The 23,260-nt window shown below is 51.4% G+C and carries 15 protein-coding genes; 8 read left to right on the top strand and 7 right to left on the bottom strand.

The features are described from left to right. The first annotated feature begins 335 nt into the window (after positions 1 to 335). Positions 336 to 707: a GFA family protein gene (locus ACO0LI_RS05245; protein ID WP_423031411.1), complete on the top strand. Its 372-nt coding sequence runs from the start codon at positions 336 to 338 to the stop codon at positions 705 to 707. A gap of 36 nt (positions 708 to 743) precedes the next feature. Further along, on the top strand, positions 744 to 1,385 hold the full coding sequence (locus ACO0LI_RS05240; protein WP_162058025.1) for a LysE family translocator: 642 nt from the start codon (positions 744 to 746) through the stop codon (positions 1,383 to 1,385). Positions 1,386 to 1,405: 20 nt separating this feature from the next. Here the strand turns inward: ACO0LI_RS05240 and ACO0LI_RS05235 are convergent, their stop codons facing one another. The 4 genes from ACO0LI_RS05235 to nirB form a co-directional block, all read right to left on the bottom strand. Next, positions 1,406 to 1,876, bottom strand: a complete 471-nt coding sequence (locus ACO0LI_RS05235) for a GNAT family N-acetyltransferase (RefSeq protein ID WP_423031409.1) — start codon at positions 1,874 to 1,876, stop codon at positions 1,406 to 1,408. A 1-nt stretch (position 1,877) separates the two neighbouring features. Then, entirely contained in the window at positions 1,878 to 4,640 is a 2,763-nt protein-coding gene (locus tag ACO0LI_RS05230) for a molybdopterin-dependent oxidoreductase (protein WP_423031407.1), read from the bottom strand. Between the two features lie 63 nt (positions 4,641 to 4,703). Then, on the bottom strand, positions 4,704 to 5,048 hold the full coding sequence (gene nirD, locus ACO0LI_RS05225) for a nitrite reductase small subunit NirD (protein WP_110255775.1): 345 nt from the start codon (positions 5,046 to 5,048) through the stop codon (positions 4,704 to 4,706). 24 nt (positions 5,049 to 5,072) lie between these two features. Then, a complete protein-coding gene (gene nirB, locus ACO0LI_RS05220) occupies positions 5,073 to 7,502 on the bottom strand; it encodes a nitrite reductase large subunit NirB (RefSeq protein WP_423031405.1) in 2,430 nt (809 codons plus the stop codon). A 371-nt stretch (positions 7,503 to 7,873) separates the two neighbouring features. On the opposite strand from nirB, the gene ACO0LI_RS05215 reads away from it, so the two are divergent. The 6 genes from ACO0LI_RS05215 to ACO0LI_RS05190 all read left to right on the top strand — a co-directional run bounded on the left by ACO0LI_RS05215 (position 7,874) and on the right by ACO0LI_RS05190 (position 20,444). Further along, positions 7,874 to 9,088, top strand: coding sequence for a nitrate/nitrite transporter (locus tag ACO0LI_RS05215; RefSeq protein WP_423031403.1), 1,215 nt, complete (start codon positions 7,874 to 7,876; stop codon positions 9,086 to 9,088). Between the two features lie 19 nt (positions 9,089 to 9,107). After that, complete coding sequence (locus tag ACO0LI_RS05210) at positions 9,108 to 10,820, top strand: protein kinase domain-containing protein (protein ID WP_423031401.1); 1,713 nt, start codon at positions 9,108 to 9,110, stop codon at positions 10,818 to 10,820. Positions 10,821 to 10,944: 124 nt separating this feature from the next. Then, on the top strand, positions 10,945 to 13,062 hold the full coding sequence (locus ACO0LI_RS05205) for a putative bifunctional diguanylate cyclase/phosphodiesterase (RefSeq protein ID WP_423031399.1): 2,118 nt from the start codon (positions 10,945 to 10,947) through the stop codon (positions 13,060 to 13,062). Positions 13,063 to 13,070: 8 nt separating this feature from the next. Further along, entirely contained in the window at positions 13,071 to 16,424 is a 3,354-nt protein-coding gene (locus tag ACO0LI_RS05200; RefSeq protein ID WP_423031397.1) for a PAS domain S-box protein, read from the top strand. A gap of 264 nt (positions 16,425 to 16,688) precedes the next feature. Continuing rightward, entirely contained in the window at positions 16,689 to 19,607 is a 2,919-nt protein-coding gene (locus ACO0LI_RS05195; protein WP_423031395.1) for an HD domain-containing phosphohydrolase, read from the top strand. Between the two features lie 333 nt (positions 19,608 to 19,940). Next, complete coding sequence (locus ACO0LI_RS05190) at positions 19,941 to 20,444, top strand: hypothetical protein (RefSeq protein ID WP_422953223.1); 504 nt, start codon at positions 19,941 to 19,943, stop codon at positions 20,442 to 20,444. Positions 20,445 to 20,564: 120 nt separating this feature from the next. Here the strand turns inward: ACO0LI_RS05190 and ACO0LI_RS05185 are convergent, their stop codons facing one another. The 3 genes from ACO0LI_RS05185 to ACO0LI_RS05175 all read right to left on the bottom strand — a co-directional run bounded on the left by ACO0LI_RS05185 (position 20,565) and on the right by ACO0LI_RS05175 (position 23,253). After that, positions 20,565 to 20,843 carry a hypothetical protein gene (locus ACO0LI_RS05185; protein WP_422953224.1) on the bottom strand — a complete coding sequence of 93 codons (279 nt, stop codon included), beginning with the start codon at positions 20,841 to 20,843 and terminating at the stop codon, positions 20,565 to 20,567. Positions 20,844 to 20,856: 13 nt separating this feature from the next. Continuing rightward, complete coding sequence (locus ACO0LI_RS05180; protein ID WP_422953225.1) at positions 20,857 to 21,138, bottom strand: hypothetical protein; 282 nt, start codon at positions 21,136 to 21,138, stop codon at positions 20,857 to 20,859. 339 nt (positions 21,139 to 21,477) lie between these two features. Further along, positions 21,478 to 23,253 (bottom strand): pentapeptide repeat-containing protein, encoded by a 1,776-nt coding sequence (locus tag ACO0LI_RS05175; RefSeq protein ID WP_423031393.1) that lies wholly within the window; start codon positions 23,251 to 23,253, stop codon positions 21,478 to 21,480. Between the last annotated feature and the right edge of the window lie 7 nt (positions 23,254 to 23,260).

The raw sequence follows: 23,260 nt of genomic DNA, 5'->3' as shown, positions 1-23,260 counted from the left end.
CATAGTATGTAGAATTGCTTGCATGAGATGGTTATAAAATAAACAGGGAAATAGTGCCACAGTACAGACAAACAGCGCAGACCCGGCATGATAAGTCTATTGCCAAATCATTACAACGATACCAAGGTATGGCTTACATTTGGACACATCTGAAACAGGCAGACAAGGCTTTGCAGCAAGCTTAAATAATTGCTCACGACTTGACTAATCAAATACTCATAAAATTGGCATGGTAAAAAGACCGTGGCAGCACAGTATCTTGCAGGAAATTGTACCGGTACACATTGCCTGCCATGCTCTAAGATGAACTCACAGTAGATTCAGGAGTAGAAAAAATGCAAATATCCGGTTCCCGCCCCATGCAAAAATATCAGGGGAGTTGCCACTGTGGTGCGGTGCACTTTGAAATAGAGACGGATTTTCCTGAGCTGACGATGTGCGACTGCTCAATATGCCGCCGAAAAAATGCCTTGATGGTCAAGGTACATGAAAGCAAATTCACGCTGCTGGCGGGTGCAGAGTCATTGAGTGAATACCAGTTCCACAGCAATACAGCCCATCATTATTTTTGCAAGACTTGCGGTATTTATCCTTTTCACCGCAAACGCGTGACACCAGATAATTTTGGTATCAACGTCTATTGCCTTGACGACTTCGACCCTGAAGGCATTCCTGTGCGCCAGGCGGTTGGTGCCCGGATGCCATAAGGCGATAAATCTTTTACACTAAACAGGAAACCAGCCATGCAAACCCAAACCCTGCTCGCCTTCACTGCCATCGCCAGCCTGGCGATACTCAGCCCTGGCCCAGCCACCTTGCTGTCTTTAAAGAACGGTGCGAGTTATGGCACGCGCGCTGTCATGTGGTCAGCCTTTGGCAATGTATGCGGCATCTTTTGCCTTTCTACTACCGCATTTCTAGGCCTGGGCGCCTTGCTGAATTCGTCAGCCATGCTGTTTGCCGCCGTCAAGATCATAGGTGCGCTTTACCTGTTCTATATCGGTGCCAAGCAATTATTTGGAAAAAGCAGCGCATTGACGCATGATGCGCAGAACGGTCAGGCTGATAGCAGGCCTCGTCCGCGCAAATTATTTTCTGAAGCTTTTTTGACAGCAGCTACCAACCCAAAAGCTCTGATGTTTTTTACAGCGCTGTTCCCGCATTTCATTACACCGGGTGAAGCTTTGGCACCGCAGTTTTTTGCATTGATGGCAATCTTCATGGGCCTGTCTTACCTGACTCACCTGATGTATGCGCAACTGGCCGCACGTGCCATGCATGTACTGGTCAAGCCGCGTTTTGTGAAATGGATTAACCGCGTGGTCGGTGCGGCCTTCATTACCTTCGGGACGATGTTGCTCAGTTTGCGCAGGCAAACTGCCTGAAGGTCTGAGGGTCTGAGAATTCAAACAGATAAAATCTTTTCCATGAAGACGCTCAAAGGGTCTTCTTCATATTGACCAAAAGCAGCCCGTTCGGCATAGCCGAGGCGAAAATACAGGCCCAGCGCCTCGGGCTGCCTGATACCGGTTTCCAATCGGACTACATGTATATCCTGATCCAGCAAATGATCTTCCAGTGCACGCATGATGTGCTTGGACAAACCTCTTCCTCGAAATTCATCAGGTACAAACACGCGCTTGATTTCACCGTAGCTTAACTGCTCATCGTCATCAAACAGGATAGTGACAGCACCACAGGCAGCCAGTTGTCCGTCCATGTGACATCCGAGAAAAATCACATTATCTTGCAGCAATGCGTCCACGCTGAGCATGTGATTACTCTCGGCTGGATATAGTGCAGCCATGTAAGCATCAGACATGGCAATCAGGCTCCCCGCAGCCTCTGAAGCCGGATCTAATTTCTCTATCTTCATATCAATGGACTTTTTCCTGCATGTTGAAACTGATCATCTTTTTGAGTTCTGGCACGCAAGAGCCACAATTCGTGCCGCATTTGAGTTTGCTTTGTAAACCAGTCAGGATATCGGCAGGTAAACCATCCATATCTGCAAGTGTCTTATTGATTTCAGTATCAGTCACATTCAGGCAACTGCAAATCACTTTTCCACGTGCGGCAAAACCCTGCGGCGCCGTTGTGCTTGGCATCAGCAGGAGACGGCCCAGTCTGGCGACTGGTTCCTGCGCCTGCAGGAAGTCCTTGAGCCAACTCTCGGCAGACACATCACCCGCCAGCGCCACAGCAGCCAGACCACCTTCTTTTACCAGAATATGGCGCGAAACACTGCGGCGCTTGTCGTCATAGCGCAAGACGTCCGCGCCCACTATGCCAAAAATGTGCTCGATTTTTTCCAGGACTTCAGTTGCCACCGCTTCTTCATTCGCAGCACGGAAGATCACACCCACCTTGTCGCGACCAAATGGTGTGCAGGATGCATAGGCAAACTCGCGCATATAAGGGCGCAAGGCAGCTTGTACGCTGTAGGCTTCTTCGCTATCCAGCCATGCGAATACAACGAAGCGCCAGGGCAATTCTGCTTTCAAAATCTTGACGGCAGCAGCTTTCAGTTCCGGTTGCTTGGAAATGGGGTCGATTGCCGGTGAAGTCAGGGCATTCACACCATAGCTGGCATTTTGTGCATGGCCACGGCCCGAGACATATTCCTCCCCCCAGTGCATCGCGATGAAAACCTGGCCCGCACGCTGCTCATCACTTTCAACTACAGGCAAAATGACAGTACCGCGACGGCTGCTGACATGCACCAGATCTCCCGCTTTCAGAAAGCGTCTTTGCATATCAGTCGCCTCCATGCAAAGGCCAGGTTCTGCCACGTGGGCAAACAACTGCGCCACAGTACCGGTACGGCTCATGCCGTGCCATTGATCACGCAAGCGACCGGTATTCAAGGAAAATGGATAGCGTGCATCAACTGCGTCTTTGACTGGCTGATACACGGTGTTGACGAAACGTGCGCGACCATTTGGTGTAGGGAAGATACCGTCTTCATACAAACGCTGTTTGCCAGCGCTGGCGCCAGCCGGATAAGGCCATTGCTGTGGCCCCTGCTGCTCGAGTATGGCGTATGACAAGCCGGTGATATCAAGGTCACGGCCACGAGTACTGTCGCGGTGCTCGTTCCAGACTTGTTCGTCGCTGTCGTACTTGAAGTTTGCTGGTGACTTGCCCAGCAAAGGGGCAAGTGCTTGCGCAAACTGGCTGGCGATTTGCCAGTCGTGTTTTGCTTCACCAGGTGCGGGTATGACGGCGCGCACGCGGGATATGCGGCGTTCTGAATTGGTGACGGTACCCGTCTTTTCGGCCCAGGTGCTGGCGGGTAAAAGTATGTCGGCATACGGCACGGTGGCGGTGCTGGCATAGGCTTCCTGCACGATCACCAGCTCGGCTTTTTGCAGGGCTTCGCGTATCAGGTTTTGCTCTGGCATGGATTGCGCGGGATTGGTGCAGACTATCCAGATGATCTTGATCTCCCCCTGCCGGACTGCTTCAAACATTTCTACTGCAGTTTTACCCGGTGTAGCGGGCACGTCGTCTACCCCCCAGTAGGCGGCAATTTCTGCGCGATGTTCAGCATTGGCAAGGTCGCGGTGACCCGACATCAAGTTGGCCATGCCGCCAACTTCACGCCCGCCCATGGCATTGGGCTGTCCAGTCAAGGAGAACGGCCCGGCACCTGGTTTGCCAATTTGATGGGTAGCCAGATGCAGATTGATGAGGGCAGCATTTTTTGCAGTACCGGCAGATGATTGATTCAGCCCCTGGCAATACAGCGACAGGCTAGCTTTGGATTGTCCAAAGCAGCGTGCTGCCTGCACCAAGTCAGCCTCCTTGATGCCGCAGGTCTTGGCGACAGCTGCTGGCGTGTAGTCACGCACGGTTTGCTTGAGTTCGGCAAAGCCCTCGGTATGTTCCTGGATATACGCCAGATCGATTAAATCTTCCCACAGGCACAGATGCAACATGCCGTTGAACAGGGCAACATCGGTACCTGGCAAGATAGGCAGGAACAAATCCGCTTCACGCGCAGTATCGGTACGACGTGGATCAGCAACAATCACTTTCAGGTTGGGATTTTTTTCCCTGGCCTGTTCCAGGCGGCGATATAAAATCGGATGTGCATAAGCCGTGTTGGAACCGACAATAAAAATGACTTCTGCGAGGTCTATGTCTTCATAGCAGGCAGGCGGTGCATCGGCACCCAGGGTCTGCTTGTAACCAGCAACCGCGCTTGACATGCACAGGCGTGAGTTGCTGTCTATATTATTGGTGCCTATCAAGCCCTTGGCGAGTTTGTTGAAGACATAATAGTCTTCCGTCAGCAACTGACCAGAAATATAAAATGCCACACTGTCAGGGCCATGCGTCTTGATGGTGTCAGCAAACTTGCCCGCCATACTGGCAATGACGGTATCCCAGTCACTGCGTTGACGTAACTCTTCACGCATTAGCGGATCACGCATTTCAGGATATAGCGCCCTGACCTGTTGCTGTATTTTTGCATCTGCAGACAGATGCAAAGTGCTGCCCTTGCTGCACAGGCGGCCAAAATTGGCGGGATGATCAGTATCACCGCGCACGCCAGTTACCTGCCCGCCTTCGCTTTCTATCACTACACCGCAACCAACGCCGCAATAACAACAGGTAGATTTGGTTTCAGTCATACATGCCTTTAAGTGCACGCTGCATCACATACTATGCATAGTATGTGATGCAGCGCATTTTTTCTATGCCTCTATTGCGAGTGTACGTAACTCATTTGCGTCCAGATAAACCTGGTCCGCATCCACCTTCAGGCTGAACTTCTGGGTACAGCCCTCATCCGGAGAAATCGCGCAACCTGTGGGCAATTCTATGTTCCAGTTATGCAAGGGGCAGGCTACTCTTTCGCCAAAGACTATACCTTGTGACAAAGGACCGCCTTTGTGCGGGCATTTATCCAGCAGAGCAAAGACCTTGTTTTCTGTATTCCTGAAGATGGCGACATCCGGCTTGGCCGCACGTGCAACCACGCGCGCACCCAGTACGGGGATATCTTCTACACGACAAATAACTTGCCATTCCTGACTCATGTTTTTTCCTCTCAAAAAATGGCGTTATGCTGGCAAGCGTTCAAACTGACGCGTATCGACCTGAGCTTTTTCTGGTTCATGCCATGGATCAGATTCACCTTCCAGTGCAAACAGCAAACGTTGATACAAGTCTTTGCGGCGCTCGTGGTCTTCCAATATGATTTTCTTCACATAATCAAGGCCGACACGGGCAAGGTAATGTACGGTACGTTCCAGGTACCAACCTTCTTCACGGTATAACTGCAAGAAGGCGCCGGTATATTCCATGACTTCTTCATGGGTTTTCAGCTTGACCAGGAATTGCGCGACTTCGGTTTTGATACCGCCATTGCCACCGACATAAATTTCCCAACCAGAATCAACGCCGATGACACCAACGTCCTTGATACCAGCCTCGGCACAATTACGCGGGCAACCTGACACAGCCAGCTTGACCTTGTGTGGCGAATACATGCGTGCCAGTTCACGCTCCAGTTGCTGCCCCATGAGGGTGGAGTTTTGCGTACCGAAACGGCACCATTCACTACCCACGCAAGTTTTTACGGTACGCAGACCCTTCGCATAAGCCAGGCCAGATGGCATGCCCAGGTCTTGCCATACGGCGCGCAAATCTTCTTTCTTCACACCCAGCAAGTCAATGCGCTGACCACCGGTGACCTTGACTGTTGGTATCTTGAATTTATCAACGACGTCAGCAATCCTGCGCAATTCACTGGCATTTGTTTCACCACCCCACATACGCGGGATGACGGAGTAAGTGCCGTCCTTCTGGATATTCGCATGCGAACGCTCATTGATGAAGCGTGATTGCGGATCATCCTTCGCTTCACGTGGCCATGTAGAAATCAAATAGTAGTTGATGGCCGGGCGGCAGCTGGAGCAACCGTTAGGTGTGCGCCATTCCATGAATTCCTGCACACCAGATACCGTCAATAGCTTGTTGGCCTTGATCGCATCGCGCACTTGCTGATGGCTATGATCAGTACAAGCACACATGGGTTTGACTTTAGAAGCAGTCGAATAATCACCACCGGCAGTGAACATGATGATCTGCTCTACCAACCCGGTACATGAACCGCAGGATGCCGATGCCTTGGTATGCTTGCGCACATCGTCGAGTGTGAACAGGCCTTTTTCCTTGATGGCCTTGACGATAGTGCCCTTGCAGACACCGTTACAGCCACAGACCTCGGCCTCATCCGGCATGGCAGTTGCCTTGGTGTGTCCTTCATGACCAACGTCACCGGTATTCGATTCGCCGAACATCAATGAGTCACGGATTTCTGAAATATTCTTGCCTTCGCGCAGCAGTTTGAAATACCAGCTGCCATCTACGGTATCGCCATATAAACAAGCACCAATCAGCTTGTCATCCTTGACCACGAGCTTCTTGTAAACACCACCTATGGGGTCAGACAAAATAATCTCTTCAGTATCTTTGCCCCCCATGAATTCACCGGCAGAAAACAGGTCTATGCCTGTCACTTTCAGCTTGGTAGATGTGACTGAACCCTGGTACCGGCCTATGCCAAAATTGGCCAGGTGATTGGCGCAGACCTTGGCCATTTCGAACAAAGGGGCAACCAGGCCATACACTGTGCCGCGATGATTGACGCATTCGCCAACAGAGTAAATGCGCGGGTCATAAGTCTGCATGGTGTCATTGACGATGATGCCGCGATTGCAGTACAACCCGGCAGATTCTGCCAGCGCAGTATTGGGGCGTATGCCAACTGCCATGACGATCAGTTGCGCAGGGATTTCCAGGCCGTCGGTAAAGCGTATGGCCTTGACGTGACCAGCGTCGTCACCGATGATGGCTTCAGTATTTTTTTCGAGCAGGAAGTTCAGGCCACGGTCTTCCAGAGATTTTTGCAGCATCTTGCCAGCAACAGGATCAAGCTGGCGTTCCATGAGCCAGCCTGGCAAATGCACGACAGACACGCTCATGCCGCGCATTTTCAAGCCATTGGCGGCTTCCAGGCCCAGCAGGCCTCCACCGATAACGACAGCATGCGTATGCTTTTCTGCCGCCTCTATCATGGTATTGGTGTCGTAGATGTCGCGGTAGGCAATCACGCCCTTGAGATCCTTGCCGGGAACCGGCAACATGAAAGGTGTAGAGCCAGTCGCCAGCAGCAGACGGTCGTATTCAGTCTGAGTGCCATCTTCGGCGATCACCAGACGGCGTGCCCTGTCTATCTTAACGATTTTTTTGCCCAGGTGCAGGGTGATATTATTTTCTTCATACCAATCCACATCATTGAGCATGATGTCTTTGATGGTTTGCTCGCCTGCCAATACAGGTGATAGCAGGATACGGTTGTAATTGGCATAAGGTTCTGCACCAAATACGGTAATGTCATACAGGTCGGGGGCGATCTTGATTAATTCTTCCAGGGTACGCACACCTGCCATACCATTCCCTACCATCACTAGCTTAAGTTTCTTCATGGCTGCTCCTTTGCTTGTCTCCCCAGACTCTAAGCAAGAGCAATGCCAGTTCGTTTTTATCAGAGGGAAAGCCAGGCTGTTTTTATAAGCCTGCACCAATTTAACTGCGCATTAATATGGTTTTCACCAAGAAAAACGGAGGATTCCTCGGTTGGCAGCAAAAGCAATGCCACTTCTTGAAGCATGCACCAAAAATCCTCGCGGCACTCATACAAAACTCAGCCATTCTGGTGCATTGCACCATTTAATTCAGAGCGCGCACAGTTTTTGCGCAGAAAGTTTTGTTTTTAATCATGGAATACGCGAATCACCTGCACATTTTGATGGCACGTCCCTTGCAAGTGGCATGCATGTTCACTATTGGAGCGATCATGCAAAAAACTTCCTTCTGGAAAGCCGGGCACACACCCACCTTATTGGCATCCTTCTTTTATTTCGACCTGAGTTTTATGGTCTGGGTATTGTTGGGGCCACTCGCCATCCAGATTTCCAAGGACCTGGGCCTGACTGCAGCACAAAAAGGCCTGGTCGTCGCCACCCCCTTATTGGCTGGTGCCTTGCTACGCATCGTCATGGGCGTGCTGGTCGATCATTTAAAACCCAAGAAAGCAGGATTGATAGGCCAGATCGTCGTGCTGATAGGCTTGTGCTGGGCATGGCTGGGTAATTTGCACACTTATGAACAACTACTGTTCCTCGGCGTGATCCTGGGCGTCGCAGGTTCTGCCTTTGCCGTGGCATTGCCGCTGGCATCGCGCTGGTATCCGCCTGAACATCAGGGCACTGCCTTGGGGATAGCGGGTGCAGGCAATTCTGGCACTGCCTTTGCCGCCTTGTTTGCACCAGCACTTGCCATCGCCTTTGGCTGGCAAAACGTGTTTGGCCTGGCACTGATACCCTTATTCATCGCTTTGGCGGTTTACCTGATTTTCGCCAAGGATGCACCGGGCGACGCGCCTAGCAAATCCCTGACTGAATACCTGGCCGTACTGAAAGACAAAGACGCGTGGTGGTTCATGTTCTTTTACAGCGTCACCTTTGGTGGCTTCTCTGGCCTGGCATCTTCCCTGACGATTTATTTCAATACGCAATATGGTTTAACGCCAATCACAGCCGGTTACTTCACTGCTGCCTGCGTGTTTGCCGGTTCTCTGGTGCGCCCTATGGGTGGCCGTATTGCTGACCGCATAGGTGGCATCAAAACCCTGTCTGTCATGTACACCGTTGCTTCTGCCTTCCTGTTCATTGCGTCCATCGGTTTGCAATCTGCTACCGCTGCGGTATGTATATTCGTGGTTGCCATGCTGGCTCTGGGTACGGGGAATGGTGCAGTATTCCAGCTGGTTCCTCAGCGCTTTCGTAAAGAGATGGGTGTCATGACTGGCCTGGTAGGCATGGCTGGTGGCATAGGCGGTTTTTATCTGGCGGCCAGCATGGGTTATTCACGGCAGATCACCGGCAGTTATCAAATAGGCTTGTCGATTTTCGCCAGCCTCGCCATCATCGCCTTGCTGGGTTTATCATTGGTCAAGAAACGCTGGCGCACGACCTGGGGCTCTGCCGCCATGACTACTGCAAAAATCTGAATACACAAAATACACAAACATGCCACTGACAGTCAGCACAGGACATCACAGCGTCGCTGGCATACGCCCGCGTAATGAAGACTTTGTCGGCATGGTCACGCCAGGCGAACCCGAGCTGTCCTGCAAGGGAATGGTATTGGCAGTAGCCGACGGCGTCTCTGGCAATGAAGGCGGGCGCGAAGCGGCTGAATATGTAGTACGTGGCCTGCTGACCGATTACTATGCCACGCCTGACACCTGGGAAGTAACAACAGCACTCGACAAGGTGCTGGTCGCCATGAATAGCTGGGTGCAGCAGCAAGGCTCAGTCCGCCGTGAGCTGGCAGGCATGGCCACCACCATGACCTCACTGGTCTTGCGCGGACGCATGTATTACAGCGCCCATGTAGGCGATACCCGCTGTTACCTGTTGCGTGACGGTGCCTTGCAAAAACTCACCCAGGACCATGTCTGGGACAGACCGGAGATGCAGCATGTGCTGACCCGCGCCATAGGCCTCGATAATCACCTCGTCATCGATCATGGCATGGGTGAGTTGCGTGTCAATGATGTCTTTTTGCTGGCTTGTGATGGCATCTGGGCCAGTCTCACAGAATATGATCTGACAGATTTTTTGAAGCAAGTCAGCACAGGCAAGCTGAGCAGTGAGGCTGCCTGCGAATCTTTATGCGCAGCCGCACTGAAAGCGGGGTCGCAAGACAACTGCAGTGCCGTGATTGCACGTATAGACAGCTTGCCAGAAGGTGAGTTGCGCGATGCCATCAGCGAGTTGCACGCCCTGCCTGTACCACCACGCATGAAGCCCGGCCAAACCCTTGATGGCTATGCGATAGAAGAAGTCATGCATACCTCGCTGACGACGATACTGTACCGCGTCAGCGATACCACTCATCACCGCCAACTGGTGTTAAAAACCCTGCATCCCGACAAGGCCAATGATGCACAGGAGCGCTCAGCCTTTGCGCATGAAGCATGGCTGGCCAAGCGCGTGGTAGCGCGCTTCTTTCCCCAGGTGATCACGCCCGATCAAAGAAACTACCTGTACTATCTCTCAACCTGGCATGCTGGTGCATCCCTGCAACAAAGGCTGGAAGCCGGGCAGCATTTCACGATACCAGAAGCAGTCGCTTATGGTGGCAAGCTGGTACGCGCCATCGGTGCGCTGCACAGGCGCAGCATCTTGCACAGGGATATCAAGCCCGCCAATGTCCATCTGGGGGACGATGACGAAATCCGCATTCTTGACCTTGGTGTCGCGCAATCCGGCTTTGACAGCCAGGATGGCCAGGGCAATGCCAGCCACAGCATGGCAGGCACGCCTTCATTTTTAGCGCCGGAACAGTTCCAGGGCGCAGCACCATCCCGCGCCACTGATCTGTATGCCACTGGCGTCACACTTTACTATTTGCTGACACGCCACTACCCCTATGGCGAAATCGAACCTTTCCAGCGCCCCAAGTTTGCTGAGCCTGCGTCGCCGGGGCGCTACCGTCCCGACTTGCCACACTGGCTTGAAAATGTCTTGCTCAAAGCCGTGGCACGTGACGAAGCTGAACGCTTTGAAACTGCAGAAGAATTTTTACTGGCACTGGAACGCGGTGCCGCCCATCCCCTGCCCGCCCCGCAAGCCAAACCCCTGGCACAACGCGACCCGCTGGCCACCTGGCGCATGCTGGCAGTATTGTCCATCGTCGCCAATGTGCTGATGTTGTATATACTGATCGCCCGTTGATCCCTGCACAATAGTATTGCCCTCGCTGTTAATAGTGCATTAACATAAGCCTGTAGTAGCAGGCGCTTGTGTGCCGGCAACTTTTTACCAGACTAAGACTCAAGACTATATTGCGGCCATATTTATGTCGAACAGCTTTCATCGCCTGATCCAGCTCCTGCGCTTGCGCCGTATAGGCATGCGGCTGGCATTGAGCTATGCTTTGCTGCTAATACTGTTCAGTATCGTCTTGCTGTTGCCAATTTCACAAATTCGCAATATGACTGCGCGCAATGATCAATTTGCCCGCAAAGAGGTGCAAAGTCTCTTGTATGTGCAAGAACTCAGTGTAGCGACAGAAAACGTCGGCAGAGCATTATTGCAATTCCTGACAGTTCCTTATGAACAACGGGTACCTGAATACAGTATTGTTGATGAAAAAAATCGCCGCATAGACCAGCTCATCAGCGATCTTGAGGCCAGCCTCAGTGACGACGAGCAATTAAACAGCCTCAAACTACTCAAGCAAAAGCGCGCAATCTATCAGCAGCATTATCTTGATACTGTCAATCAGCTCGAAGATGAAGGGCAGGATGCTGCCAAAAACAGCTTTAGTACGCGTGTCAAACCGGCGCTCGATGCGTTGTTGGAACAGTCCAAAACATTCCTCAAGCGGGAGCAGGAATTAATCCTGGCCCATCAGGCAGAAGCGCAAATGGAACTGGAAAAGACCGGCACCATGGTCGCCATGCTGTCTGTCTTTGGTGTCATTCTCGCAGCATTGCTGGCCTGGCTGACCACCCGCAGCGTAGTCCGGCCATTGGCAAGGCTGGAAACCAGCGCCCTGCAAATTGCCAAAGGTGATTATCAGACCCGTTTTATTCCCAGCAAGACAGAAGAAGTCGCACGTGTGGGCGAAGCCCTCAATACCATGGCAGAGGCCATAAGCATACGCGAACAAACTGTCGAACGACTGGCTTACTACGACAGCCTGACCGGCCTGCCCAACCGCACCCTGTTGCTCAAGACTCATGAAGGCCAGGGCTTGCCACATCAAGGCTTTATCCTGATGGACCTGGCACGGCTGAAGGTCATCAATGAAACCCTGGGTTTTGATACTGGCGACACTGTCATCTCAGATGTAGCCTTGCGGCTTAAAACCGTCATCAGCAAGAACACTGCAAGCCAAACACCCTGGCTGGCAAGACTGGCTGGCGGTGCATTTGCAATACTCTGCCATGATGTTTCCAAAGCCGCGCTAGAAGACCTGCATCAGCGCATAGATGCAGCCATGGATGAGCCGGTCAGATGCGGCCAGCATTCTGTCGATGTCAGTCTGGTATATGGCTTTGCCATCACTGCAACCACACCGTTGCCCTTGATGACGCTGATACGCAATGCCGAGGTTGCCCTGTATGCCGCCAAACGCAGCGCCAACTCATCCGCCTGGTATACCGATGCGCAGGAGGCATCACGCCTGACCCACCTGAGCCTCTTGTCTGACTTGCGCTCTGCCGTCAGAGGCTCAGAATTGCAAATGTGGTTGCAACCCAAGCTCTACCTGGTAACAGGCAAGGCTTATGGTTTTGAAGCACTGGTGCGCTGGCAACATCCTGTACGTGGTTTTATTTCGCCAGCAGAATTTGTTCCGTTTGCCGAGCGTACCGGCTATATCAGCATGCTTACCATGTGGATGCTGGAACAGGCCATCGTCACGCTCAAAAACTGGCAAGACAAATATCCTGGCCAGACCATTGCCGTCAATGTCAGCACTCATGATTTGCGCGACACCAGCTTTCCAGACCAGATTGCCGCACTGTTGCGCCAGTATGAGCTCAACCCAAAATTGCTGAAACTGGAAATTACCGAGAGCGGCATCATGGAGGACCCCGGCAGTACGATAGAGTTGCTGAACCGCCTGCGCGCCATCGGTCTGGATTTATCCATTGATGATTTTGGTACCGGTTATTCTTCCCTGTCTTACCTGCAACGCCTGCCCGTCAGTGAACTCAAGATAGACCGCAGCTTTGTCATCGACATCGACCAGTTGCCAGCGACCCAGGGCCTGGTCAAGGCGATTATAGAAATGGGCCATGGCCTGGGCCTGAGCGTGATTGCCGAAGGTATAGAAACCGCAGCCGAACGGGAATGCCTGCGCCAGCTTGGTTGTGATTCCATGCAAGGCTATTTCGCCAGCAAACCCTTGTATGGCGAGAATCTGCAAAAGTGGCTGGACGCTCTGGCTAACCACGCTGACGATTGACCGTCACTATGCAAGCACCTGATTTTCCTGTCGATGAGATATTGCGCCTGCAAACCCTGCAAGCCTGCGCCATACTCGACACACCACCAGAAGAGCGTTTTGACCGGCTGACGCGGCTGGCGAGCCATTTGTTCAAGACACCGATTGCCCTGGTTTCTCTCATCGATAGCGAGCGTCAATGGTTCAAATCAAAACAGGGTATGGATGTCGGCGAAACGGCGAGAGATATTTCTTTCTGCGGCCATGCGATACTCAAGCCTGATATTCTGTATGTCGCTGATGCCAGCCAGGATGCGCGTTTCAGCGACAATCCTCTGGTCAGCAATGCCCCCAATATCCGCTTTTATGCTGGTGCACCCTTGCGTGCACGTAATGGCCAGAGCCTGGGTACCCTGTGCATCATCGACACCAAACCGCGCATACTCAGTGCAGAAGACCTGGCTGCCCTGCGTGACCTGGCGGATTGTGTAGAGAGTGAATTTGCACGCGAGGAACAGCAAAGGCAATTGCATGCATTGCTATCGCTGACTGCCATCACTGCCCTGTCGCACCAAAACCCTGAAGCAGCCCTGCAACAAACCCTGGCCATGGCCTGCGACTACCTGGGCATGAGTTGTGGCCAGATCAGCCGCGTACAAGCTGGCGGCAAAGCCAGCCTGGTCTGCCAGTCCGGGGATTCGCTGCATCCAGAAATGGCGGCTTCACATTCAGAACCACTGTGCATACTGCCAGAAGATACACACAAGGGACTCATTCATGCGGCAGACCTGGCACAAAGCAAGTACAGAAACACCATACCAGCACAGATACAATGCCTGATAGGCCTGCGTCTGCATATCAATGCCAGGGATGATGCCGCATTGTGCATCTGGCATACCGAGCCAAGATCATTCCCGTTTTCAGAAGTAGAAACAGAATTTGTACGTCTGCTGGCTGACTGGATTACCGGTGTCATGAAAAGACAGGAGCTGGACCGGCAATTACAGAGGCAACGCGCACTCAGTGATGCCATCGCCATGGCGCAAGCATTATTCATTCGCGAAACCGATCAGGAAAAAGGCTTTGAATCGCTGCTCGCAGCAATCTTGAAGCTGACAGGCAGCTCATATGGTTTTATCTGCGAAGTCAAGGATAATACCGTCAGCAATCCGGCCCTGAAAAGCATGATGCTGGCCTGGAATACTGCCACCTCACATATTTCCAGCACCAGCCTGGATACTACAGCCAGGGATATAGCTTGCCTGCAATTGAAAACACGGTATGGTGCAGCCCTCAAGTCTGGCCAACCCGTCATCGACAATGCGCTGGTCGCTGGCGCTCTCGATCAGGTATTCCCCGCGCATTTCGATGCCTTGCAATGTTTCTTGTGCATACCTGTGCAATATGATGGTCAATTGATTGCGCTGGTAGGCATAGCCAACAAGCCAGAAGCCTATGATCAGCGGGTGATTGATTTCCTCAATCCCCTGTTCAGCACCCTGGGCCAGTTGATCAGTGCGGCACGTGCGCAAAAGCACAGGTATGAAACCGAGCGCCAGTTGATCAATGTCATCAAGGGTACCAATATCGGCACCTGGGAATGCAATATAGCTACCGGTGAAACCGTGTATAACGAGCGCTGGGCCGAGATGCTGGGTTACACCCTGGCCGAACTTGAACCTACTACCGTCGATACCTGGCTCAGGCTATGCCATCCCGACGACCTGACGCTGACCAGTGCCATGATAGAGCAGCACTTCAGGGGCGAGATCGAATATTTCGATCTCAAGAGCCGCATGCGCCACAAGGACGGCCACTGGATATGGATACACGACCGTGGCTGCGTTGTCAGTTGGGGGCCGAATGGCGAACCACTGATCATGTCAGGCAGCCATGCCGACATCACCAAGCAAAAACAGGCCGAGGCAGAACTGGAACACGCTTATGAATTGCTGGAAAAATCTAATACAGCCGCCCGCATAGGTACCTGGGATTTTGAAGTCAAAGCCCGCAAGCTGGAATGGAGCAAGGTCACCCGGCAGATACATGAAGTGGATGATGACTTTGTATGTGGCGTTGATAATGCAATTGCCTTCTACAAAGGTGTACAAAGCCAGCAAGAAATCCGCGCGCTATTTGCCCGTGCCATACGAGAAAACATCTCATTTGATTGCGAATTCTGCATACGCACCGCCAGGGGTAATGACAGATGGGTACATGTCATCGGCTTCCCGCAATTTGAAGACGACGCATGCGTGCGCGTATATGGCACCTTCCAGGACATCAGCGAGAGAAGGGCCGCGGCAGAAGATTTGCGCGACCAGGCCGCCCATACCAGTGCCGTGCTCGACAATGTGCTTGATGGCATCATCACTTTTGACGACCAGCAAATCATCCTCAGTGTCAATAATGCCGCAGCGCATATCTTTGATTATGCAGCCGACGAATTACTGGGTCGCAGCATACGTCATATCATCCCCTATCCGGTGCAGGACAGTGATACCGGGCCTGTGCCAGAAGCTGGCATACAAAGTATCATAGGCATAGGGCGTGAAGTGGAAGCGCGCCGCCAGGATGGCAGTCTGTTCCCCATTGACTTGTCGGTATCGACAGTCACGCGCCTGGGGCAACCCCTGTTCATTGCCCTGATGCGTGATATTACCGAACGCAAACGTACCGAGACCATCAAGAATGAATTCATCTCCACGGTCAGCCATGAATTGCGCACACCACTGACCTCAATCTCAGGGGCACTCGGCCTGATTTCTGGCGGTGTGTTTGGCAACTATTCTGACCGCATGAAACAGATGATCGATGTGGCCAATAAAAATTGCCAGCGCCTGACCTTCCTCATCAACGACCTGCTGGATATGGAAAAACTCACCGCAGGCAAGATGGTCTTCCGGCTGGAAACCATCGCGATCCGTGATCTGCTGCAACAGGCAGTCGATGCCAACCAAACCTTTGGCAGCGAACGCGGGGTCAGCCTGCGGCTGGCAAAACAGCTGCCCGATATCAGCATCACGGTCGATACCCAGCGCTTCATGCAAGTCTTGTCCAATCTGCTGTCGAATGCCATCAAGTATTCGCCAGAAAACGAGGTCGTCAATATCGAAGCAGAAAAGCGCACGAACAAACTGCCTCTCTTGCCTGAGCTACGTATCAGCGTCATTGATCACGGCATAGGCATACCGCATGAATTCCGCGATAGAATATTCCAGAAATTTGCCCAGGCAGATTCTTCCGATACCAGACAAAACGGTGGCACCGGCCTGGGCCTGGCCATCACCCGCGAACTGGTGGAAAGAATGGGGGGCACCATAGGCTTTGAATCCACACCAGGACAAGCCACCAGGTTTTATGTGGACTTGCCGATTTCCTGAAATGCCCTGAAGCAAGCCACCAGACAATCTTGAAAGTAATCCACCCTCTCTACATCTCGCCCCACGGCAATTGTCTGCCAGAACTACATGCTAAAAAGTTTCATGTATTGATGAATAAATCACTACCATAATTCTTGCTTTTTAGATATGCTCATTGAAGCGGCTTATTTGTTTCATCGTTGCCTTATCGTTGTCTGATTTGCTGCTTTACTCTATGCATCACTTCTCCCACCGCTCCACCCACCATTACAGGCGGAACAGGCAATGCGTGCGACCAGGAATGTTCAGTTCTATATCTACATCTCGTATTTCTTTACCGCGCTGATTCTCGTTTTTGGTATTGCCATGGGTACCGTGCAATTCAGCCGCATGAGCACGATCATCTTGGCACAAGCCAATAGCAGCTATGCCCTGATAGGCAATGAAGTCGCCAGCAATGTCAAAGATATTTATGAACCGGTAAAAAACCAGGCGGAGATGCTGGCCCAGTCACATCCCATATCGGGCAAAAACCTCAATGAACGCCTGGCCCATGTCAACTACTTGGCCAAGGCCATCATCAGCGTCAAATCGGCGACATCGGCTTATGTGGGATTTGCCAATGGTGAATTTTTCCTGCTGCGCCAATATGCCAAATCGAATGGCGGCAAGGAAGTATTCAAAGCGCCAGAGAAAACTGCCTGGATAGTACAAAGCACCAGCACGGATGCAGGAAAACTGGCCGAGCATGTCGTCTATCTCGATGACAGGCTCAATGAAATTACCCGCCAGCAAATTCCCTTGCGCAATTATGATCCACGCCAGCGTGGCTGGTATGAAACTGCAATGAAAAACTCTGAGCAAGCCAATGTCAGCGAGCCGTATTACTTTTTCACGACGGGTCAGATAGGCGTCACCTATGCGCAAAAAATAATCGGTTCCGATGCTGTCGTGGGCATAGACATAGAAATGCCCACTATCCATGAAACCATCAGGAACAGTAATGTCACTCCATCCACCAGGATAGCCCTGATAGACAGCAAGGGCCAATTACTGGCCTGGCAAAACGGCAAGCAGCCAGCCTATAAGCCGCAGATTGTCACCAAGCTTGATGGCACGCAAGGCATGCCTACCCTGGCTGAGCAAAATGCCCCCGTACTCAACAGAATACGCGAACTTGATGGCAGCAAGGACAGTAGCCAGGCCCTCGACGTCATCGGAAAAACATGGGCGACTTACCAGGGGAAAATACAAGTTCCGGGCGGCCACGACTTGCGCATACTGATTGCCAGCCCGCATGAAGAATTGCTGGCCGACATCATCAAGATGCGCACGCAAACCAGCATCCTTTTCATGGTCATGCTGGCGGCCAGTGTGGGTATTACAATCTATTTTTCCAGACTGGCATCCCGCCCCTTGAAACAATTGAATGATGAAGCCAGCAAGATCGCCCGCTTCGACTTCAAAAGTCCCATCAATATACAGTCACGCATCAAGGAAATTGCCGACCTCAGCAATTCCATGCGCGGCATGAAATCGACGATACGCTCCTTCCTCGACATCGCCAGCAGCCTCGCATCAGAAACCAATTACGACAAACTCCTCGCGCGCGTGTTAAAAGAAATGTCGGAAATCACCGAGGCCAAATCCGGCATACTCTACCTCTATCAGCCGCAGGACAACAGCATGCGCGTGGTGCAAGCGTATGTCGATCATCAGGTGCTAGAAAGTGAAGCACACAGCATCAGCATGGCAGATGAAAACCACCCCGTCATCCTGGCCTGCAAATCACGCAGCAGCATCTGCCAGTTGCAGGCAACAGACTTGGCCCGCTATTTCAGCAGCCTGCCCGCCACCGATCACACCACCACCCTGATTGCCATCCCCCTGAAGGATAGAAACAACACCCTGGTCGGCGCAATCGCCCTCGTCATCGACGATGCCAATATAGACCCCGGCAGGCAAGCCATGGCAGAAGCCGTCTCTGGTGCAGCTGCCATTGCCATAGAAAACCAGCGCCTGATACAAGAACAAAAAGCGCTGCTCGAAGCCTTCATACAACTGATCGCCAGCGCCATCGATGCCAAAAGCCCCTATACCGGCGGCCACTGCCAGCGTGTGCCCTTACTCACAAAATTAATAGCCCAGGCTGCCTGCAAGGAAACCGAAGGCCCGTTTGCCAGCTTCCAGCTCAGTGATGAAGAATGGGAAGAACTGCATATCGCCGCCTGGTTGCATGACTGCGGTAAAGTCACCACGCCAGAATACATCGTCGACAAAGCCACCAAGCTTGAAACCCTGTACGACCGCATCCATGAAATACGCATGCGCTTTGAAGTCTTGAAACGTGATGCGCAAATCGATTACTGGCAAGCTGTAGCTAAAGACAGTGCCGGCAATGATGCCGCAGAACTCAAGAAAAAACTCGACGACACTATCGCACAACTGGATAGCGATTTCGCCTTCATCGCCGAATGCAATGAGGGTGGAGAATTCATGGCCCCCGACAAAATCGCCCGCATACAAGATATCGCTGGCCGCCACTGGCTAAGAACCCTGTCTGACCGCATCGGCATTTCACACGACGAAAAAGAACGCAAGAACCGCACAGCCGAACCCACACTGCCCGTGCAAGAACAACTGCTGAGCGACAAGGTCGAACACATTTTCGCGAGATCAGCCCGCGACACCATCGCAGCCGACAATCCATGGGGCTTCAAGGTCAAGGTGCCTGAGCACCTGTACAACCGAGGCGAAGTGTATAACCTCACCGTAGCTCGCGGTACCCTGTCAGAAGAAGAACGCTACAAAATCAATGAGCACATGATACAAACCATCATGATGCTGGAAAAACTCCCCTTCCCGCGCCACCTCGCCAGAGTGCCAGAGATCGCCGGCGGCCATCATGAAAAAATGGATGGCACAGGCTACCCCAAACGCCTGATGGCCGCAGACATGAGCATCCCCGCCCGCATGATGGCGATAGCCGATATCTTTGAAGCCCTGACCGCCGCCGACCGCCCCTACAAGAAAGGCAAGACCCTGTCAGAAGCCATCAAGATCATGAGCTTCATGAGAAAGGACCAGCATATCGATGCAGAATTGTTTGGATTATTTTTGAAATCAGGGGCATATCTGGAATACGGCAGGCAGTTCATGAATCCTGATCAGATTGATGAGTTTGATATACATGCGTATGTGTGAGTAAATGCTATTAGCAGTCAATAAGTTTTGAATAGCGATATGCGCACCTGAGAGGTCAGGTGCTTTGAGTGCAATGATATGACCCATGATTTGACGCCCACAAAATTAGGTGAACGTAGATAGTGGCCCTGCAGTTAATTCATTGGAGTCTGCTTGCGCCACAACAGGCCTGTCATTTTCCAGCGATGTAATGATTTAGTGGTGCGGACGCCCTTTGTCCGCAATTGAAATTCGCCTGCCCTCACTACAATTCCATTATGGTAGATGTAAGAGCGTTTATTTGATACAGTTTGCAAAGCAATTTAAATCGAAAACAATATCTTAAAATTTACCATGCTCATATTTAAACGATTTGCAGCCATCGCCAGCATTATTTTCCTCGGCAATTTCTATCCGGCTGTAGTATTTGCCAAGACATCTCAGGAGCAATTACTGGTAGGAAAATGGGTGCACAGCTACCAAATTCAAACTGATGATGGTCGCGTCATACCTCAAAAAAAGGCACCGGCAGAAAGTACTGCCATAAAAGCCACAGGTGAATTCTTTGCAGACAATACCTGGGTACTTAATGGATCAAAGGTAAAGTCATCAGGCACTTATCGCTGGGTAGATGGCGAACACATAGAACAAAAAGTTCTTGAATCCAACGTCGCTATACAAGTAGGAATGCTGTCTGTTAAGCGAATAAAAGTAAGTGAAAACCGCCTGGAATTTATCGTCGCCCACGATAGAGCCGAAATGGAACGCTATCGGGGTCCAGCCAAGCCAGGCCAAAAACGCCCTAATGAAACGATTATTACAACAGTCTTCACGCGTGTTGGCACTGCTCATCCTTGAGGATATTATTTTTTAAAAATTAGCGACCCTAGCCCAGGGCGGATAAAATCGATCCCTACGATCTGCCTGCCCGGCTCTGAAAGAAAAAATGAGAATGCGAAGATAATCCCTATATTGACTTTAGTTACACCAAATCTCAACGCCTCTTTCCAAGTCACGTGTAACTTCATCAATCGCAACAAGCAGGATCATATTTTTAGGTTTATGTGGCGACCAGCAATTACGCATATATTCTGCATCGAGAAGCGTAAGCGGAAGAAAATCTGAATTCTGTTTTTTTGCAAAAATGACGCTGGCTTTTACCGGGAGAGCCAGTTCTTTGTCGCCAGCAATACCTGCCAGGGCCAGACCTTTTCCTTTAATCTCGAAAACATCATCAAGTTCAAATAGTTTGTACATTTGAGATAAAAATTTAAATAACAGGCTGTTTGACTTCGAGATTATCATCGCCCACGAGGAAGCTGTTACATCGTTTCAGATAAGGAAGGCGTAATATTGCTGGCTCTGATTCTGGAATCACCACACCCCACACATATCCTCCTGGATCGAAGTATAACTGCGCAAAATTCTCATCTCTTGCCCGCAAGTATTTTGACGGTTGTGTCAGATATTCCCTCAACAAGTATTTTATTCTATTGACATCGGTGATCAATGTTTCAAATACTTCTGGCAGTTTTTCAGTTTCTTCGTTCATGGCATTTTTTGCGAAGACTATTTTTTTGCTCACCGCGCAGCTGCGTGGATTGCATAAACTCGTTTGATGGGAAATTTAATCATAAGCTTCAAGTTCTATCCAGACTCAAATGGCTTTATTGAACTGTGCCTCAATGATTCAACTACAGGCTATCCAGCGCATTAGCATGCATGATGGTCATAACCGGCTTCAGAGAAATATTATTTACTGCAACGAATATGAAATTACCCATCTTTTCAGGGGGCTGATCAGCCTCTTTCTAGTGCAGAGAATTTATATCTGCACCATACTCTTTAAACACTGGTCAGCCCCTGTTTGCTTATCTTTGCTTATTTCTGCTTATCTCTGCTTATCCCTGTTCATACGTGTTTGTCTCCGTTTCTTCTGCAACTGCTTGAGCCGCGCTGGCGGTGGCCACGAGGTCGGAAAAGTTTTGTGGGTATGCATTTTGTTGCCAGTACAAGGGCCAGCTGCACCTATCGGGCAGGTGGTATTGGCGCTGGTGGAAAGTTCTGGATCGATCTCCGTCGCCTCATAAGTGACTGGGAAAGTAATCTTACCAATATTGACGGTGAGACTACCTTCACCTTCGGAAATGCCAGCATCAGTCAAGAAAGTACCATCCAGCTTGGCACCAGTGAAATTGGCACCCTGCAGATAAGCACCGGTCATGTTGACTGCGATAGTGTCATAGGTCGATAAGTCGGCATTACTGAAGTCGCAACCGACCAAAAAGGCACGTGTAAAAGTGACGCCTGTCATCATTTTTTGTTCTACAGCGCTAAAACTGACCGCCTTCAGATAAGCATTGCTAAAGTTCGCAAGGCGCAGTGTTGCACCGTCGAATTTTGTTTCGTCCATGCGCGCGCCGGAAAAGCTGGCACCCGAGAGGAGGGCATTTTCAAAGCTGCAACCGGTCAGGATGGCGCTGGTGAAATCTGCGGCGGGCAGTTCCAATGTGGCTTCAAGGATGCTGGCCTTGAACTGGGCGCTGGGCAGGTTAGCATTCGATAGCTTCACTCCGCGCATGATGGCATTATTGAAGTTGGCCCTGGCCCCGCTAAGCGTGCTCAGGTCAACGGCAGTAACATCAGCGAATGTGGCGTTCAGATCGTCTATGGTGGCAGGCAGGTCCATGATCTTCGCATAAGCCAGTATCTTATAGCTCCAGGTCTTGCCTATCAGGGAATACTTGAGTTGGCTACGCACAAATCGCATGGGTGCTTCAGCGGTGGAAGTTAGCACCAGCGGCGCACTATTGATCACCGTGAGCAGGTCACAGTCAGAAAAATCACAGTTACCACCAGTCAGCGTATTGAGCTTGGTACCCTTCATCGTAGCGAAAGTAAAATCTACCCCCGTCATGGCCGAACCACTGAAGTCGGCTCCACTAAGTGTCGCGCGACTAAAACTGGCCTTGTTGAAGGTGCCACCGGTAAGTATGGTGTCCTTGAGCAAAGCACGACTGAAATTGGCACGGCCAAAATTGATGCCCGCCAGATTTTCGCCGGACAACTCGACGATGGCAGCACCAGCCGGCGTGAAATCAAAATGCGTGACCGTCTTGCTGGCCTGCATCTGGTCTACGCCATCGCCAAGCTGCACGGCTGTCCAGATGGCATTGTGGTCTCCCGCTGCGGGTGTACTATTGAGATTACTCAGATAGCGAGAACCATTGATATCGTCCACTTCGATGAAGTGTGGTTTACATATCAGGTCGAACAATTTTGTTTTATCCGGATGCTGGCTATCAAGATAAAAGCGCAGGTTGACTTTACCACCGACAGGGCTACGTAAACGTTCAAGCGTCAGTCGTAATGGGAGAACAGGCACGTGATAGAGAGGCATGCCTGTCGGCAGCGTGGTGGCAATCAGGTGAGGGGTATTCTCGTTGAAGCTGACAATCTCGCCATTGCTGGCTTGCAGCACAAATGTGCCATCCCCCTTGGCAATGGCAAGAAAACTGCCCGCATCGGCTGGCAGTGGCACATAGGTGTCGCTGCCATTCTTGCGGATGGTAGTACGGTCTTTCGTGATCAGGCCCAGCCTTTGTTCCCACAAGATGAGCTTGTAATTACCAAGAAGGAACTGGAATTTTCCGGCGAATGTTTTCATAGTTGTA

This window comes from Undibacterium sp. Tian12W, assembly GCF_049339405.1.
Lineage (GTDB): Bacteria > Pseudomonadota > Gammaproteobacteria > Burkholderiales > Burkholderiaceae_D > Undibacterium.
This window is presented reverse-complemented; position numbering and strand designations above follow the sequence as displayed.